General features: G+C 65.7%; 17 protein-coding genes. All 17 read left to right on the top strand.

Going from position 1 to position 16,141, the window contains the following annotated elements; translation table 11 throughout:
- The first annotated feature begins 54 nt into the window (after positions 1 to 54).
- The 17 genes from rpoC to rpmC all read left to right on the top strand — a co-directional run bounded on the left by rpoC (position 55) and on the right by rpmC (position 16,138).
- A complete protein-coding gene (rpoC, locus tag AZL_RS03030) occupies positions 55 to 4,227 on the top strand; it encodes a DNA-directed RNA polymerase subunit beta' (RefSeq protein WP_012973198.1) in 4,173 nt (1,390 codons plus the stop codon).
- A gap of 226 nt (positions 4,228 to 4,453) precedes the next feature.
- On the top strand, positions 4,454 to 5,413 hold the full coding sequence (locus tag AZL_RS03035; RefSeq protein ID WP_148219175.1) for an alpha/beta hydrolase family protein: 960 nt from the start codon (positions 4,454 to 4,456) through the stop codon (positions 5,411 to 5,413).
- Between the two features lie 101 nt (positions 5,414 to 5,514).
- Complete coding sequence (locus tag AZL_RS03040) at positions 5,515 to 6,279, top strand: DJ-1/PfpI family protein (protein ID WP_012973200.1); 765 nt, start codon at positions 5,515 to 5,517, stop codon at positions 6,277 to 6,279.
- 188 nt (positions 6,280 to 6,467) lie between these two features.
- Positions 6,468 to 6,839, top strand: a complete 372-nt coding sequence (gene rpsL, locus AZL_RS03045) for a 30S ribosomal protein S12 (protein WP_012973201.1) — start codon at positions 6,468 to 6,470, stop codon at positions 6,837 to 6,839.
- 12 nt (positions 6,840 to 6,851) lie between these two features.
- Positions 6,852 to 7,322 (top strand): 30S ribosomal protein S7, encoded by a 471-nt coding sequence (rpsG, locus tag AZL_RS03050; protein ID WP_012973202.1) that lies wholly within the window; start codon positions 6,852 to 6,854, stop codon positions 7,320 to 7,322.
- 27 nt (positions 7,323 to 7,349) lie between these two features.
- Positions 7,350 to 9,422 carry an elongation factor G gene (fusA, locus tag AZL_RS03055; protein ID WP_012973203.1) on the top strand — a complete coding sequence of 691 codons (2,073 nt, stop codon included), beginning with the start codon at positions 7,350 to 7,352 and terminating at the stop codon, positions 9,420 to 9,422.
- Between the two features lie 38 nt (positions 9,423 to 9,460).
- Positions 9,461 to 10,651: an elongation factor Tu gene (gene tuf / locus AZL_RS03060; RefSeq protein ID WP_012973190.1), complete on the top strand. Its 1,191-nt coding sequence runs from the start codon at positions 9,461 to 9,463 to the stop codon at positions 10,649 to 10,651.
- A 537-nt stretch (positions 10,652 to 11,188) separates the two neighbouring features.
- Positions 11,189 to 11,497, top strand: coding sequence for a 30S ribosomal protein S10 (rpsJ, locus tag AZL_RS03065; protein WP_012973204.1), 309 nt, complete (start codon positions 11,189 to 11,191; stop codon positions 11,495 to 11,497).
- 60 nt (positions 11,498 to 11,557) lie between these two features.
- Positions 11,558 to 12,268 carry a 50S ribosomal protein L3 gene (rplC, locus tag AZL_RS03070; RefSeq protein ID WP_012973205.1) on the top strand — a complete coding sequence of 237 codons (711 nt, stop codon included), beginning with the start codon at positions 11,558 to 11,560 and terminating at the stop codon, positions 12,266 to 12,268.
- Positions 12,269 to 12,273: 5 nt separating this feature from the next.
- Complete coding sequence (gene rplD, locus AZL_RS03075) at positions 12,274 to 12,894, top strand: 50S ribosomal protein L4 (protein WP_012973206.1); 621 nt, start codon at positions 12,274 to 12,276, stop codon at positions 12,892 to 12,894.
- Entirely contained in the window at positions 12,891 to 13,208 is a 318-nt protein-coding gene (locus AZL_RS03080; RefSeq protein WP_012973207.1) for a 50S ribosomal protein L23, read from the top strand. Before rplD ends, AZL_RS03080 begins: the two co-directional genes overlap by 4 nt.
- 16 nt (positions 13,209 to 13,224) lie before the next feature.
- The gene (rplB, locus tag AZL_RS03085) at positions 13,225 to 14,052 is read left to right on the top strand and encodes a 50S ribosomal protein L2 (RefSeq protein ID WP_012973208.1); all 828 of its coding nucleotides are present in this window, start codon (positions 13,225 to 13,227) and stop codon (positions 14,050 to 14,052) included.
- Between the two features lie 12 nt (positions 14,053 to 14,064).
- Positions 14,065 to 14,343: a 30S ribosomal protein S19 gene (gene rpsS / locus AZL_RS03090; RefSeq protein WP_012973209.1), complete on the top strand. Its 279-nt coding sequence runs from the start codon at positions 14,065 to 14,067 to the stop codon at positions 14,341 to 14,343.
- A 3-nt stretch (positions 14,344 to 14,346) separates the two neighbouring features.
- Positions 14,347 to 14,742 carry a 50S ribosomal protein L22 gene (rplV, locus tag AZL_RS03095; RefSeq protein ID WP_012973210.1) on the top strand — a complete coding sequence of 132 codons (396 nt, stop codon included), beginning with the start codon at positions 14,347 to 14,349 and terminating at the stop codon, positions 14,740 to 14,742.
- Entirely contained in the window at positions 14,742 to 15,491 is a 750-nt protein-coding gene (rpsC, locus tag AZL_RS03100) for a 30S ribosomal protein S3 (RefSeq protein WP_012973211.1), read from the top strand. The genes rplV and rpsC overlap by 1 nt, the downstream gene beginning before the upstream one ends.
- Before the next feature lie 12 nt (positions 15,492 to 15,503).
- The gene (gene rplP, locus AZL_RS03105) at positions 15,504 to 15,935 is read left to right on the top strand and encodes a 50S ribosomal protein L16 (RefSeq protein WP_012973212.1); all 432 of its coding nucleotides are present in this window, start codon (positions 15,504 to 15,506) and stop codon (positions 15,933 to 15,935) included.
- Positions 15,932 to 16,138 (top strand): 50S ribosomal protein L29, encoded by a 207-nt coding sequence (rpmC, locus tag AZL_RS03110; protein WP_012973213.1) that lies wholly within the window; start codon positions 15,932 to 15,934, stop codon positions 16,136 to 16,138. The genes rplP and rpmC overlap by 4 nt, the downstream gene beginning before the upstream one ends.
- Positions 16,139 to 16,141 lie beyond the last annotated feature (3 nt).

The following is a 16,141-nucleotide window of genomic DNA, read 5'->3' on the forward strand; positions in this document are numbered from 1 at the left end:
GGGGTCATGCACTGCCCTTAACCGACAACGCGGCGATGCCAGCGGGAGACGGTCATGAATGAGTTGATGAACATTTTCGGCCAGGTCCAGGGGCCGCAGAGCTTCGATCAGATCCGCATCCAGATCGCGAGCCCCGAGCGGATCCGGTCCTGGTCCTACGGCGAGATCAAGAAGCCGGAAACCATCAACTACCGCACCTTCAAGCCGGAGCGCGACGGCCTGTTCTGCGCCCGCATCTTCGGCCCGATCAAGGATTACGAGTGCTTGTGCGGCAAGTACAAGCGCATGAAGTATCGCGGCATCATCTGCGAGAAGTGCGGCGTCGAGGTCACGCTGTCGAAGGTCCGGCGCGAGCGCATGGGCCATATCGAGCTGGCGTCCCCCGTCGCGCATATCTGGTTCCTGAAGTCGCTGCCGAGCCGCATCGGCCTGCTGCTCGACATGACGCTCAAGGATCTGGAGCGCATCCTCTATTTCGAGAACTACGTCGTCATCGAACCGGGCCTCACCCCGCTCAAGCTGCATTCGCTGCTGAGCGAGGAGGAGTACATGAACGCCCAGGATGAATACGGCGAGGACGCCTTCACCGCGTCGATCGGCGCCGAGGCGCTGCGCATCATGCTGTCGGCGCTCGACCTCGACGAGGAGAAGAAGCGCTGCCGTGAGGATCTGCGCGACACCAACTCCGAGGCCAAGCGCAAGAAGCTGGTCAAGCGCCTGAAGCTGATCGACGCCTTCCTGGCCTCGCAGTCGCGGCCCGAATGGATGATCCTGGAAGTCATTCCGGTGATCCCGCCCGAGCTGCGTCCGCTGGTCCCGCTCGACGGCGGCCGCTTCGCCACCTCCGACCTGAACGACCTGTACCGCCGCGTCATCAACCGCAACAACCGCCTGAAGCGGCTGATCGAGCTGAAGGCGCCGGACATCATCGTGCGCAACGAGAAGCGCATGCTTCAGGAGGCCGTCGACGCGCTGTTCGACAACGGCCGCCGTGGCCGCGTCATCACCGGCGCCAACAAGCGTCCGCTGAAGTCGCTGTCCGACATGCTGAAGGGCAAGCAGGGCCGCTTCCGTCAGAACCTGCTCGGCAAGCGCGTCGATTACTCGGGCCGTTCGGTCATCGTCGTCGGTCCGGAGCTGAAGCTGCACCAGTGCGGCCTGCCGAAGAAGATGGCGCTGGAGCTGTTCAAGCCCTTCATCTACGCCAAGCTGGAGCTCTATGGCCTTGCCTCCACCATCAAGGCCGCCAAGCGGATGGTGGAAAAGGAACGTCCCGAGGTGTGGGACATCCTGGAGGAGGTCATCCGCGAGCATCCGGTGATGCTGAACCGGGCGCCGACCCTGCACCGTCTCGGCATCCAGGCCTTCGAGCCGACGCTGATCGAGGGCAAGGCGATCCAGCTGCACCCGCTGGTCTGCACCGCCTTCAACGCCGACTTCGACGGCGACCAGATGGCCGTGCACGTTCCGCTGAGCCTTGAGGCCCAGCTGGAAGCGCGCGTCCTGATGATGTCGACCAACAACATCCTGTCGCCCGCCAACGGCAAGCCGATCATCGTGCCGTCCCAGGACATCGTTCTGGGTATCTACTACATCTCCATGGACCGCCCCGGTGAGAAGGGCGAGGGCATGGTGTTCGCCACCGTCTCGGAGATCGAGCAGGCGCTGAACGCCAAGGTCCTGTCGATCCATGCCAAGATCAAGGCGCGCTACGTCGGTGTCGACGACGAGGGCAACGAGAAGATCAGCATCGTCGAGACGACGCCGGGCCGCATGCTGCTGTCGGAGATCCTGCCGCGCAACCCGAAGGTGCCCTTCTCGCTGATCAACCGCGTCCTGACCAAGAAGGACGTCGGCAACGTCATCGACGCCGTCTACCGTCATTGCGGTCAGAAGGAGACGGTGATCTTCGCCGACCGGCTGATGAAGCTCGGCTTCGGCCACGCCTGCCGCGCCGGCATCTCCTTCGGCAAGGACGACATGGTCATCCCCGTCGCCAAGGAGAAGCTGGTCAACGAGTCGAAGGAGCGGGTGAAGGAGTTCGAGCAGCAGTATCTCGACGGTCTGATCACCCAGGGCGAGAAGTACAACAAGGTCGTGGACGTCTGGTCGGAATGCACCGAGAAGGTCGCCTCCGAGATGATGAAGGCGATCTCGACCACCGAAGCAGGCAAGCCGGTCAACTCGGTGTACATGATGGCCCACTCCGGCGCCCGCGGTTCCGCCGCCCAGATCCGTCAGCTCGCCGGCATGCGCGGCCTGATGGCCAAGCCGTCGGGCGAGATCATCGAGACGCCGATCATCTCGAACTTCAAGGAAGGCCTGACCGTGCTGGAGTATTTCAACTCCACCCACGGCGCCCGCAAGGGTCTGGCCGACACCGCCTTGAAGACGGCGAACTCCGGTTACCTTACCCGCCGTCTGGTCGACGTGGCGCAGGACGCCATCATCGTCGAGCATGATTGCGGCACCGAGCGCGGCATCACCGTCAAGGCGGTGATCGACGGCGGCGAGGTCATCAGCCCGCTGGGTGACCGCATCCTCGGCCGCACCGCGGTCGGCGACGTGATCGACCCGCTGAACGGCGAGCTGATCATCGAGGATGGCGGCCTGATCGACGAGCCGACGGTCGACCGCATCGAGCGGTCGGGCATCGACTCGGTCAAGATCCGCTCGGTCCTGACCTGCGAGACCAAGGACGGCGTCTGCGCCAAGTGCTATGGCCGCGATCTGGCCCGCGGCACGCTGGTGAACACCGGCGAGGCCGTCGGCGTCATCGCGGCGCAGTCGATCGGCGAGCCGGGCACCCAGCTGACGATGCGCACCTTCCACATCGGTGGTGCTGCGCAGCGCGGTGCCGAGCAGAGCCAGATCGAGGCGGCGTTCGACGCCACGGTGCGGATCAACAACCGCAACGTCGTCATGAACTCGTCGGGCATCCCGGTCGTCATGGGCCGCAGCACCGAGGTGATCCTGCTCGACGAGCAGGGCCGCGAGCGGGCGCGTCACCGGGTCCCCTATGGTGCCAAGCTGCTGGCGGACGAGGGCGTGAAGGTCGAGCGCGGCGCCAAGCTGGCCGAGTGGGACCCCTACACCCTGCCGATCATCACCGAGCGCGCCGGTACCGCCCGCTACATCGACCTCGTGGAAGGCATCTCCATGCGCGAGGTGATGGACGAGGCGACGGGCATCAGCTCCAAGGTGGTGGTGGACTGGCGCCAGCAGCCGCGCGGCGCCGATCTGAAGCCGCGCATCGCGCTGGTCGATGACCGGGGCGAGCTGATCACCCTGCCGAACGGCCTGGAAGCCCGTTACTTCATGTCGGTGGACGCCATCCTGTCGGTGGAGAATGGTGCCGAGGTCCGCGCCGGCGACGTGCTGGCCCGTATCCCGCGCGAGTCGTCCAAGACCCGTGACATCACCGGTGGTCTGCCGCGCGTGGCCGAGCTGTTCGAGGCGCGTCGTCCGAAGGACTTCGCCATCATCTCGGAGATGAGCGGCCGCGTTGAATTCGGCAAGGATTACAAGACCAAGCGCCGCATCGTCGTCCGCAACGACGAGACCGGCGACGAGAAGGAGTATCTGATCCCGAAGGGCAAGCACATCTCCGTGCAGGAGGGTGACTATGTCGAACGCGGCGATCTGCTGATGGACGGCAACCCGGTGCCGCACGACATCCTGGCGGTGATGGGTGTGGAGGCTCTGGCCGACTATCTCATCAACGAAATCCAGGACGTCTATCGACTTCAGGGCGTGAAGATCAACGACAAGCACATCGAGGTGATCGTTCGCCAGATGCTGCAAAAGGTCGAGATCACCGACGCCGGCGAGACCACCTTCCTGGTGGGCGAGCAGGTCGACCGTCAGGAGTTCGACGAAGAGAACGAGAAGACCATCGCCGAGGGTCTCCAGCCAGCGCATGGCCATCCTGTTCTCCAGGGCATCACCAAGGCCAGCTTGCAGACGCGATCCTTCATCTCGGCCGCGTCGTTCCAGGAAACCACCCGCGTCCTGACGGAAGCGGCGGTCGGCGGCAAGGTCGACAATCTGGAAGGCCTGAAGGAGAACGTCATTGTCGGCCGTCTGATCCCGGCCGGCACCGGCTCGGTGGTGAACCGCCTGAAGCTGATCGCCGCCGAGCGTGACCGCGAGGCGGCCCTGGAGGCCGGCGCTCCGGAGGAAACTCCGGCCCTGCCGACCCCGGGCGAGGAGAGCAGCGCCGCCTGATGCGCCGCTGACCAGTTGGGTGTTAAAAAAGTCCGGGTGCTTCCGAGAGGAGGCCCCGGACTTTTTCTTTGTCCGGCTTTTCCCTTGCCCGGATTGGGGGGATGACATGATAGGGCTGAGGCTGATCGGGTTTCTCAGGGTGGTCCTCGCCACGCTCATCCTGCCGGCGGCCACCGGATCGGCCCTTGCCGACCCAAAGGCAACGGCTGTGGCGGGATACCGGTCGATGACCGTCGCCTCACCGGTGCGGGGCGGCGGGGTGATGATCGGCATCTGGTATCCCGTCGGCAGCGATGACGATGGTGGGGGCGGCGCGCTTGTCGGGGGTAGCCGGGTTTTCGAGCCGACCCCGGCCCGAATGGGCGCGCTTCCCAAGGGACGCCATCCCCTGTTGGTGATGGCGCATGGCGGATTGCGCGCGGGACGTCATATCGGAGACTGGCTTGCGGCCGGGTTGGCGGGGGCTGGCTATGTCGTGGCGCTCGTCGAACCCGCTGGGTTCGAGCCGGATGGCGCCGGTGTGCTCAAGGAACTGCCAGCGCGGCCCGCGGACATGAGCGCGGCGATTTCCGCGCTGCTTGGAGACGCCGCGTTGTCATCGGCGATCGAACCCGGACGGATTGGCGCGGTTGGGCTGTTGCGTGGCGGAACCTCGATCATGGCGCTGCTCGGAGGGCGAATCAGTGGTGAAGGGTACGCAAGCTTGTGCGAACGCTCACCGGGTGATCATGATTGCCGTTGGTTTGCCAGGGCCGGCATTTCCTTCTCCGGTCTGGATCTCGGGCCGGTGGGGGCGGACCTCCGTGACGCTCGGGTGGTGGCCGGTGTGGCCGTGGCCCCGGAATTGACCAGTGTCATGACGCCGGAGGGGCTGACCGCGGCCAGCCGCTCGATGTCTGTTCTGCTGCTCGGCGAGGCGCCGATACCAGGGGCGACGGCGGACGATCTGACCCGCTTCCTGCCGCCCGGACGTCTTCGCTCCATAACGGGGGCGACCCCCTTCAGCCTCTTTCCGACTTGTGCCGCCCAAGCGGCCGCGCTGTTGCGGGAGGATGGGGAGGATGATTCCCTTTGTCGTGAGGAGGCCGGTCGAAGCCGTATGGCCATTCACCGGGAATTGACCGACCTGATCGTCCGCGCGCTGTCTGAGACCGGGCTGCCCCCGATGATGGCCGATCTTCGGTGACGGTTTGGTGGGCCGGTCCCGGTTCTCCGTGCCAAACGCAGGAAAGGATTGTTTGACTAGGGAAGTGGATTAGCCTGATCTGCGCCACTTGGGAGCCAACAATGATGCCGCCGTCGTTGAATTTCGGTCTGCTGCTGTTCCCCGATGTTACCCAGCTCGACCTGACCGGTCCCTACGAGGTGCTCGCGCGCGTCCCTGGGGCGAGCTTGCATCTGCTGTGGAAAGACCGGACGCCGGTCCGCTCCGACATGGGGTTGAGCATCCTGCCGACCACCACCCTGGCCGACTGTCCTGTGCTGGATCTTCTGCTGGTTCCGGGTGGTCCTGGCGTGCATGCGCTGATGGTCGACGAGTTGGTGCTCGACTTCATCGCCGGTCGGGCGTCGTCCGTCCGCTGGCTGGTTGGCATCTGCACCGGCACGCTGGTGCTCGGCGCTGCCGGACTGCTCCAGGGCCGTCGCGCCGGCACCCATTGGAACTCCCGCCATTATCTGCCGAGATTCGGCGCGGAACCGTCGGATCGCCGGGTGGAGGTCGACGGCGCGCTGTTCACCGGCGGCGGGGTGACCGCAGGGATCGATGTGGCGTTGCGGGTGGCGGCGGAGATCGGCGGCGATGAACTCGCGCAACTGATCCAGCTTGGCATCGAGTATGACCCGGAGCCGCCGTTCGACGCCGGCACGCCGGGAAAGGCGGGCGAGGCGTTGACCAACCGCTTGTTGTCGCGGATGGCACCCCGCATGGCGGAGCGTGATGCGGCCGTGGAGGCGGCGACCCGGCGGTTGGCGCGCGACGCGGAGCGCGCAGGCAGGCCCGTTTCAAACGCGGCGCAAAGCCCGCTTGACTCCATCGACCCCTTTCCCTAAAGTCCGCGAACTTCAGAGGACCCCTGGGGCGACCCGTGCGTCCGTTTGAATCCACCGATCCCGCCGGTCGGAGTGTTCCGATCGGCTTTCGCTCATTCAGCCCGCTCGGAACGGTCTCGTTCCGCAGGCGGGCTTTTGCTTCGTCCGGCTCCGCCGGCCGAGTGATCTTGAAGGGATGAAGGGCAGATATGCCGACGATCAACCAGTTGATCCGTAAGCCGCGCGAGCCGTTGGCCGCGCGCAACAAGGTTCCCGCGATGGAGGCCTGCCCGCAGAAGCGTGGCGTCTGCACGCGCGTTTACACCACCACCCCGAAGAAGCCGAACTCGGCGCTCCGTAAGGTCGCCCGCGTTCGTCTGACGAACGGCTTCGAGGTGACGAGCTACATCCCTGGCGAGGGTCACAACCTCCAGGAACACTCGGTGGTCATGATCCGCGGCGGTCGTGTGAAGGATCTTCCCGGCGTTCGCTACCACATCATTCGCGGCACGCTGGATACCCAGGGCGTCAAGGATCGTAAGCAGCGTCGTTCGAAGTACGGCGCGAAGCGTCCGAAGTAAGGAGAACTCACGATGTCCCGTCGTCATCGCGCCGAGAAGCGTGAAGTCCTGCCGGACGCCAAGTATGGCGACCGCGTCCTGACGAAGTTCATGAACTGCCTGATGCTGGACGGCAAGAAGTCGGCCGCCGAAGGCATCGTCTATGGTGCGCTCGGCCGCATCGAGGTCAAGACCAAGAACGACCCGGTTCAGGTCTTCCACGACGCCCTCGCCAACGTGAAGCCGCACCTGGAAGTCCGTTCGCGCCGCGTCGGCGGTGCGACCTATCAGGTTCCGGTCGAGGTCCGTTCGGACCGCGCCCAGGCCCTGGCCATCCGTTGGCTGATCAGCGCCGCCCGCGCCCGCTCGGAAAACACCATGACCGAGCGTCTGTCGGGCGAGCTGCTCGACGCCGCCAGCCAGCGCGGCACCGCCGTGAAGAAGCGCGAAGATACGCACCGTATGGCGGAAGCCAACAAGGCGTTCTCGCACTACCGCTGGTAAGGTTCACGCCTGCCCTGGTGATTTTGCATGCCCCGTTCGCACGCCCTCGACCGTTACCGCAACATCGGCATCATGGCCCACATCGATGCCGGCAAGACGACGACGACCGAGCGCATCCTGTTCTATACCGGCAAGTCCTATCGCATGGGCGAGGTCAATGACGGCACCGCCGTCATGGATTGGATGGAGCAGGAGCAGGAGCGGGGCATCACCATCACCTCGGCGGCTACGACCTGTTTCTGGCGCGACCACCGCATCAACATCATCGACACGCCCGGCCACGTGGATTTCACCATCGAGGTCGAGCGGTCGTTGCGCGTTCTGGATGGCGCCGTCGCCATCTTCGACGCGGTCGCGGGGGTCGAGCCCCAGACCGAGACCGTGTGGCGGCAGGCCGACAAGTACGGCGTGCCGCGCATGGCCTTCGTGAACAAGATGGACCGCGTCGGCGCGGACTTCGACGGCTGCGTCGCCATGATGGCCGACCGCCTTGGGGTGAAGCCGCTGGTTCTGCAACGTCCCATCGGCAAGGAGGCCGGCTTCTCCGGAATCGTCGATCTCGTCGAGATGCGCGCGACCGTGTGGAAGGCCGAGACGCTCGGTGCCGAATTCGAACACACCGATATTCCCGAGGATCTGGCCGGACCGGCCGCAAGCGCCCGTCAGGCGCTGCTGGAGGCCGTGCTCGACCTCGACGAGGCGGCGATGGCCGCCTATCTGGAGCGTGGCGAGGAGCCGGCGCCCGACGCCCTGCGCGCCCTGATCCGCAAGGGCACGATTTCCGGGGCCGTCGTTCCCGTGCTGTGCGGTTCCGCCTTCCGCAACAAGGGCATCCAGCCGATGCTGGACGCCGTCGTCCAGTATTTGCCGGCGCCCAACGACATCGGCGCGGTTAAAGGCCATGCCGTCGGCGGCGAGCGGTCGGAGGAGCGGGCGGCCAACGACAGCGCGCCCTTCTCCGGCCTGGCCTTCAAGGTGATGAACGATCCCTATGTCGGGACGCTCACCTTCTGCCGCATCTATTCCGGCACCGTCGGCGTCGGCGATTCGCTGCTGAACCCGGTGAAGGGCGATCGCGAGAAGATCGGCCGCATGCTGCTGATGCACGCCAACAGCCGTGAGGACATCGAGCGCGCCCACACCGGCGACATCGTCGCCTTCGCCGGGCTGGAGCACACCGCGACGGGCGATACGCTGTGCGATCCGGCCAAGCCGATCGTCCTGGAGCGTCTCGACATTCCCGAGCCGGTGATCGAGATCGTGGTGGAGCCGCGTAGCGACGCCGACCATGAGAAGATGGCGGCGGCTTTGAACCGCCTGGGCCACGAGGATCCGTCCCTGCGGGTCGCGCTCGACCGCGAAAGTGGCCAGACCATCATCCGCGGCATGGGCGAACTGCATCTCGACATCATCGTCGATCGCATGAAGCGGGAATTCCGCGTCGATGCCGCGGTCGGGGCGCCCAAGGTCGCCTACCGCGAGACGGCGCTGCGCCCTGCCGAGATCGATCACACCCATGCCCGCCAGACCGGTGACCGCGCCCAGTACGCGCGCGTGACGCTCAAGCTCGAAGCGCTGGACCGTGGCGCCGGCTTCGTCTTCGAGAACCGGGCCGGAGGCTTGCCGCGCGAGTTCGTCGCCGGGGTGCAGAAGGGCCTGGAGGCCGCGAAGGACAGCGGTGTCGTCGCCGGCTATCCGGTGGTGGATGTCAAGGTGACGCTCACCGGCGGTGACGCGCACGACATCGACTCCTCGCCGCTCGCCTTCGAGCTGGCGGCGCGCACGGCCTTCCGCGAAGCGATGGCGAAAGCCGCTCCGGTGCTGCTGGAACCGCTGATGCGGGTCGAAATCATCACGCCGGACGACTATATGGGTGATGTCATCGGCGACCTGAATGGCCGCCGCGGGCAGATCACCGGCATGGACCAGCGCGGCAACGCGCGAATCGTCACGGGACTGGTTCCCTTGGCGGCCATGTTCGGCTATGTGAATTCCCTGCGCTCCATGAGTCAGGGCCGCGCGCAGTACAGCATGCAGTTCGACCATTATGAGCCGGTGCCACAGGCCATCGCGGAGCATGTCCGCGCCAAGGTGGCCTGAAGACCGCTGGAACGATTGAGAAACGGAGAGACCACCCCATGGCCAAGGCAAAGTTCGAGCGGAACAAGCCGCACTGCAACGTTGGCACGATCGGCCACGTCGACCACGGCAAGACGTCGCTGACGGCGGCGATCACGAAGGTGCTGGCGGAGTCCGGCGGCGCGACCTTCACCGCTTACGACCAGATCGACAAGGCGCCGGAAGAGAAGGCGCGCGGCATCACGATCTCGACGGCTCACGTCGAGTACGAGACGACCAACCGCCACTACGCGCACGTCGACTGCCCGGGCCACGCCGACTATGTGAAGAACATGATCACCGGCGCCGCCCAGATGGACGGCGCGATCCTGGTGGTGTCGGCCGCCGACGGCCCGATGCCGCAGACCCGCGAGCACATCCTGCTGGCTCGCCAGGTCGGCGTTCCGGCGCTGGTCGTGTTCATGAACAAGGTCGACATGGTCGACGATCCGGAGCTGCTGGAGCTGGTCGAGCTCGAGGTTCGCGAGCTGCTGTCGTCCTACCAGTTCCCCGGCGACGACATTCCGATCACCAAGGGTTCGGCCCTGTGCGCCCTCGAGGACCGTCAGCCGGAGATCGGCCGTGACGCCGTTCTGGCGCTGATGCAGACGGTTGACGAGTACATCCCGCAGCCGGAGCGTCCGAAGGACCGTCCGTTCCTGATGCCGATCGAGGACGTGTTCTCGATCTCGGGCCGCGGCACCGTTGTGACCGGCCGCGTCGAGCGTGGCATCGTGAAGGTCGGTGACGAAGTCGAGATCGTCGGCCTGAAGGCGACGGTGAAGACGACGGTGACCGGCGTCGAGATGTTCCGCAAGCTGCTCGACTCGGGCGAGGCCGGCGACAACATCGGCGCGCTGCTGCGCGGCACCAAGCGCGAGGACGTCGAGCGCGGCCAGGTTCTGGCCAAGCCGGGTTCGATCACCCCGCACACCAAGTTCAAGGCCGAAGCCTACATCCTGACGAAGGAAGAGGGCGGCCGTCACACCCCGTTCTTCACCAACTACCGTCCGCAGTTCTACTTCCGCACGACGGACGTGACCGGCATGGTCTCGCTGCCGGAAGGTGTGGAGATGGTGATGCCGGGCGACAACGTCGCCATGGAAGTCGCGCTGATCGCCCCGATCGCCATGGACGAGGGCCTGCGCTTCGCCATCCGCGAGGGTGGCCGCACCGTCGGCGCCGGCGTCGTTGCCAAGATCGTCGAGTGATGATGCTTCCGGCAGCCGCAGCGATGCGGATGCCGGAAGGAAGGGTAGGGCGGCGGGGCGACCCGCCGCCGGTTGAAAGAGACGGGTCGTCCTCCCCGCGCGAGCGGGGAGGACGACCCGCCGGTTCTAGCCATCGGGCGTCGGCATTCGGGACCGCCCGCCTGTCAACCCAGCTTCCTTCGAGCCGAGGGGAGATTCAGGATTGACAGGCGGGCGCTGAGCGCCTAGAGATTACGCCCTCTGGATTTTGGGTTGGTGGTAGGCAGCTTCGGCCTAGACGCAGCCCGAGACGAACGGCTCAGGCGCGCCTCCCAGCGAGGCGCGCCGTCTGCTGATCGAAACATCCCCTCCGCGCCATCCGCGCAGGGGATGTTTCTTTTCGTATCGGCCCGTCGCATCGGTCACAGTGTCGCCCGTCGGCCCCGTTTCGGTGGTTCGGCGCGCGGCCTTGCGCTGTCGGCGATGCCCCGAAGCAAGCTCGTGGAGTTCCGGTGACGCGTCCGCGTCATCGCTAGAAGGTGCAAGGGACGTTTGGACATGGACAGCCAGAACATCCGCATCCGTCTGAAGGCGTTCGATCATCGCGTGCTCGACCAGTCGACCAGCGAGATCGTCAACACCGCCAAGCGGACCGGCGCGCGCGTGCGGGGCCCGATTCCCCTGCCGACGCACATCGAAAAGTTCACCGTGAACCGTTCGCCGCACATCGACAAGAAGTCGCGCGAGCAGTTCGAGATCCGCACCCACAAGCGCCTGCTCGACATCGTCGACCCGACGCCGCAGACCGTGGATGCGCTGATGAAGCTCGACCTCGCCGCCGGCGTCGACGTCGAGATCAAGCTCTGATTTTGGTTGGTAAGGGACCTCTCCGGTAAGCGGATGTCCCTGGTCAGGAGATAAAGAACAATGCGATCCGGTTTGATCGCGCAGAAGGTCGGCATGACCCGCGTCTTCACGGACGACGGCCAGCATGTTCCGGTCACTGTGCTGAAAGTCGACAGCTGCCAGGTCGTCGCCGTTCGCACCGAGGAGAAGGATGGCTACACCGCCGTCCAGCTCGGCGCGGGCGCCATCAAGGTCAAGAACGTCAACAAGCCTGAGCGTGGGCATTTCGCCAAGGCGCGTGTGGAACCGAAGCGCAAGCTGGTCGAGTTCCGCGTCGATGCCGATGCCCTGATCGAGGTCGGTGCCGAGCTGTCGGTCACCCACTTCGTCGCCGGCCAGTACGTCGACGTCACCGGCACCTCCATCGGCAAGGGCTTTGCCGGTGCGATGAAGCGCTGGAACTTCGGTGGTCTGCGCGCCACGCACGGCGTGTCGGTGTCGCACCGTTCGCACGGTTCGACGGGTAACCGTCAGGACCCCGGCAAGGTCTTCAAGAACAAGAAGATGGCCGGTCATCTCGGCGACGAGCGGGTCACGGTCCTGAATCTTCAGGTCGTCGCCGTCGACGAGGCCCGTGGTCTGATCATGCTCAAGGGTGCCGTCCCCGGCGCCGAGGGCGGTTGGCTGCGCATCCGTGACGCCGTCAAGAAGAAGGCTCCGGAAGGCCTGCCCTTCCCGGCCGGCATCAAGTCTGCTCCGGCGGCGGAAGCCCCGGCCGAGACGCAGGAGTGAGCGCCATGAAGGCCACGATCAAGAATCTGAACAACGAAGCCGTCGGCGAGATCGAGCTGTCGGACGCCGTGTTCGGTCTGCCGGCCCGCACCGACTTGCTGGCCCGCATGGTGAACTGGCAGCTGGCCAAGCGCCGCTCCGGCAACCACAAGACCAAGGGCATCAGCGAGATCAGCGGCACGACCAAGAAGCCCTACGGGCAGAAGGGCACCGGCCGGGCTCGTCAGGGCTCCATCCGTTCGCCGCAGTTCCGCGGCGGTGCGACCATCTTCGGCCCGGTCGTGCGTTCGCACGCCCATGAGCTGACCAAGAAGGTCCGCAAGCTGGCGCTCAAGACCGCCCTGTCGGCCAAGGCCGCCGAGGGCAAGCTGATCGTCCTGGAGGCTGCGGCCGCCGAGACGCACAAGACCAAGGAGCTGGCGGCCCGTCTCGCCACCCTCGGCCTGACTTCGGCGCTGATCATCGATGGCGCGAACCTGGACGAGAACTTCGCCAAGGCTTCGCGCAACATCCCGCTGATCGACGTGCTGCCGGAGCAGGGTGCGAACGTCTACGACATTCTCCGCCGCGACACGCTGGTCCTGACCCGCAACGCGGTCGAGCAACTGGAGGCTCGCCTGAAATGAGCAAGCAGTCGAAACCTGCGGTGAGCCAGGAGCGGATGTACGACCTGATCCTCGCTCCCGTCATCACCGAGAAGTCGACGTTGGTGTCGGAGCACAACCAGGTCACGTTCCGCGTGCCGCTCACGGCCTCCAAGCCGGAGATCAAGGCCGCCGTTGAAGGTCTCTTCAACGTCAAGGTGACCGCGGTCAACACCCTGGTTTCCAAGGGCAAGACCAAGCGGTTCCGCGGCACCATCGGCCGTCGCTCGGACTTCAAGAAGGCCGTCGTCACCCTCGCCGAGGGTAACAAGATCGACGTGACCACGGGCATCTGAGCGGGAGTGTGATCCGATGGCTCTGAAGCAATACCGCCCGATTACGCCGTCGCTCCGCCAGCTGGTCATCGTTGACCGCTCGGAGCTGTGGAAGGGCAAGCCGGTCAAGACCCTCACCGAGGGCCTGACCAAGTCTGGTGGCCGCAACAACACCGGCCGCATCACCGCGCGCCGGATGGGTGGCGGTCATAAGCGCACCTATCGTCTGGTGGACTTCAAGCGTCGCAAGTTCGACGTTCCGGCCACCGTCGAGCGGCTCGAATATGATCCGAACCGCACGGCCTTCATCGCGCTGATCAAGTACCAGGATGGGACGCTGTCCTACATCCTGGCGCCGCAGCGCCTGAAGGTCGGCGACACCGTGATCTCCGGCGAGCGCGTCGACGTGAAGCCCGGCAACGCGATGCCGCTGAAGAACATCCCGGTCGGTTCGATCGTGCACAATGTCGAGCTGAAGGCCGGCAAGGGTGGTCAGGTGGCTCGTTCCGCCGGCACCTACCTGCAGCTGGTCGGCCGCGACGGCGGCTACGCCCAGCTGAAGCTGCCTTCGGGCGAGCTGCGCATGGTTCGTGGCGAGTGCATGGCCACCCTGGGTGCCGTGTCCAACCCGGACCAGATGAACACCAACCTTGGCAAGGCCGGTCGCAACCGCTGGCTGGGCAAGCGTCCGTCGGTCCGTGGCGTCGCCATGAACCCGATCGACCACCCGCATGGTGGTGGTGAGGGTCGCACCTCGGGCGGCCGTCATCCGGTCACGCCGTGGGGCAAGCCGACCAAGGGCAAGAAGACTCGTCACAACAAGAAGACGGATGGCCTGATCCTGCGCCGCCGTCATTCGAAGTAAGGAGGTCGAACGATGGCACGCTCCGTTTGGAAGGGCCCGTTCGTCGACGGCTATCTGCTGAAGAAGGCGGACAAGAGCCGGGCTTCGGGCCGCAACGAGATCATCAAGATCTGGTCGCGTCGTTCGACCATCCTGCCGCAGTTCGTCGGTCTGACGTTCGGCGTCTACAACGGCCACAAGTTCCTGCCGGTTCTCGTCACCGAGCATATGATCGGTCACAAGTTCGGCGAGTTCGCTCCGACGCGGACCTTCTATGGCCACGCGGCGGACAAGAAGGCGAAGAGGAAGTAAGCCATGGGCAAGTCTGCCAACCCCAGCCGGGTCGCGGAGAACGAGGCTCTGGCCCGCAATCCGATGATCCGCACCAGCCCGCGGAAGCTCAACCTCGTCGCCCAGCTCATCCGGAACATGGATGCCAGCCGCGCCGTTGCCGAGCTGACCTTCTCCAAGCGCCGCATCGCCGGCGAGGTGAAGAAGGTCCTGCAGGCCGCGATCGCGAACGCCGAGAACAACCACCAGCTCGACGTCGACCGTCTCTACGTGTCGTCGGCGACGGTCGGCCGCGCTCTGGTGATGAAGCGCTTCCACGCCCGTGCCCGCGGTCGCGGCGCCCGGGTCGAGAAGCTGTTCAGCAACCTGACGATCATCGTGCGCGAGCGTGACGCCGCCGTTGCCGAGGGGGCCGAGTAATGGGTCAGAAAATCAATCCGATCGGGCTGCGCCTCGGCATCAACCGGACCTGGGACAGCCGTTGGTTCGCCAAGCGCGACTACGCCAACCTGCTGCACCAGGACCTGAAGCTGCGCGGCTATCTGCAGGGCCGTCTGCAGCAGGCCGGTTGCTCGCGCGTCGTGATCGAGCGTCCGGCCAAGAAGGCCCGCATCACCATCCACTCGGCCCGTCCGGGCGTGGTGATCGGCAAGAAGGGCGCGGACATCGAGAAGCTGCGTCTCGAGCTGTCGAAGATGACCGGCAGCGAGGTGAGCCTGAACATCGTCGAGATCCGCAAGCCGGAGATCGACGCCCGCCTCATCGCCGAGAACATCGCCAGCCAGCTGGAGCGCCGCGTGGCGTTCCGCCGCGCCATGAAGCGCGCCGTGCAGTCCGCCATGCGTCTGGGCGCCCAGGGCATCCGGATCAACTGCTCCGGCCGTCTCGGCGGCGCGGAGATCGCCCGCATGGAGTGGTACCGCGAGGGCCGCGTTCCGCTGCACACCCTGCGCGCCGACATCGATTACGGTGTGGGCACCGCCAAGACCACCTACGGCACCTGCGGTGTCAAGGTGTGGGTGTTCAAGGGCGAGGTCATGGCTCACGACCCGATGGCGCAGGACAAGCGCATGGGGTCCGAGCCGGTGTCGACCGACGGCGAGCCGCGCCGCGAGCGGCACGATCGCCGCGACCGTCGCGAGCGCTCCGAGCGCTCCGAACGCGAGTAAAGGGGCCGAGCGATGCTTTCTCCCAAGCGCACGAAATTCCGTAAGGCCCACAAGGGCCGCATCCACGGCAACGCCAAGGGCGGCACCGCCCTGAATTTCGGCTCCTACGGCCTCAAGGCCCTGGAGCCGGAGCGCATCACCGCCCGTCAGATCGAAGCGGCCCGCCGCGCGATCACCCGTGCGATGAAGCGTCAGGGCCGCGTCTGGATCCGCATTTTCCCGGACCTCCCGGTCTCGACCAAGCCCGCCGAAGTCCGCATGGGTTCCGGTAAGGGTTCGCCCGAGTACTGGGCGGCCCGTGTCAAGCCGGGTCGCATCCTGTTTGAGCTGGACGGCGTGCCGGCGGATGTGGCAAAAACCGCCTTCGCTCTGGCGGCCGCGAAGCTGCCGATCAAGGTGAAGCTGGTGACCCGCCTGGGCGGTGTCGAGGAGACCGCGGCATGAAGGCCGTAGACATTCGTACGAAGAGCGCGGACGAGCTGAACGATCAGCTCCTCCAGCTCAAGAAGGAACAGTTCAACCTGCGTTTCCAGAAGGCCTCCGGCCAGCTGGAGAACACCGCGCGGGTGAACACGGTGCGCCGCGACATCGCCCGCATCAAGACCATCCTCGGCGAGCGTGCCCGCTCCGCCGACGCCGGCAAGTAAGGG

The sequence above is a fragment of the Azospirillum sp. B510 genome, assembly GCF_000010725.1.
In the GTDB taxonomy this organism is placed as follows: domain Bacteria; phylum Pseudomonadota; class Alphaproteobacteria; order Azospirillales; family Azospirillaceae; genus Azospirillum; species Azospirillum lipoferum_B.